Raw genomic sequence first — 946 nt, 5'->3', positions numbered from 1 at the left:
CCTTCATTAAGATGCTTCACACCACTTGCAAGCGCATCCCACCCAGAACCGTCTGATGAAGATTCTGCCATACCTGCAAAAAGATCTTTGAGCTTCTGATACGCATCTGATTGAAAAAACTTATAAGTATTGGACTGTAAAAATTTCTCTGCATCTGTCAGTTCAGGAGTCGGTGTTGGGGAAGCGGGTGCTAATGGTTGCGTTTGTTCATTAATATGAGGTTTTAGTTCTTGTGGAGTACTCTCTAGTGCATTTGGCATGGGTGGATGTTGATCAAATCCAAGAGGCATTTCCGCTTTAGGAGCCGTATAGGGCATAAATGGTCCATATGGATTCAGACTATTCTGTAAATAGGGGTTGGATGGGGCTTGTGCTTTCTCTGGTGTCATCATACTTTCAATACCTGACATTCCAGTCATAAATAGAGAGGTTTTGGGGTACTTTGTTATGAAATTCCCCACGGGGTTCTTTGTTATTAATTGTCCCAATCTATTCGCCCCTGTAACCGCTTTAGGAGCAAGATACCTAAAAACATGAGGCGCAGCTCTTGCTGCCATAAAAGCTGCCCCAGCTAATGGAAATAATATTGGAAATGCCATCACACTCTCCTACAAAACTATTCTTTAATTATTCTCCAGAGCTTTCTTTTGATTCATGTAATCTAAAAAAAACTTGGATGCTCCTCCTGCCAACGCTGCTCCCATTGGACCACCTGCCATGTAACCAAAAGCCATCGGTGCTGCTTGAAGTGCTAAAGAACCTATAGTCCCTACATTTTTCCACGGATTATTGCCCTCTATCTTAGAGATTGTATGATTATTCGTTGTCGTGCCGTAATTCCTTGCAAAACCATGACCGGCATTCATAAGCATATTCAACCTATTCCAGCCGCTATTGTCTTGTTCCAGCCAACGTTCACGATTGGCATCAACAAGGCGTTGATTGT

The 946-nt window shown here is 42.6% G+C and carries 2 pseudogenes; both read right to left on the bottom strand.

Annotated elements, in window-relative coordinates:
* Positions 1 to 599 (bottom strand): annotated as a pseudogene (locus ACFILO_RS09510) (hypothetical protein); the annotation flags it as partial.
* Positions 600 to 623: 24 nt separating this feature from the next.
* Positions 624 to 946: pseudogene (locus tag ACFILO_RS09505) on the bottom strand (hypothetical protein); the annotation flags it as partial.

Origin of the sequence: Bartonella sp. AP72JLCBS (assembly GCF_042195705.1) — a bacterium.
In the GTDB taxonomy this organism is placed as follows: domain Bacteria; phylum Pseudomonadota; class Alphaproteobacteria; order Rhizobiales; family Rhizobiaceae; genus Bartonella.
This window is presented reverse-complemented; position numbering and strand designations above follow the sequence as displayed.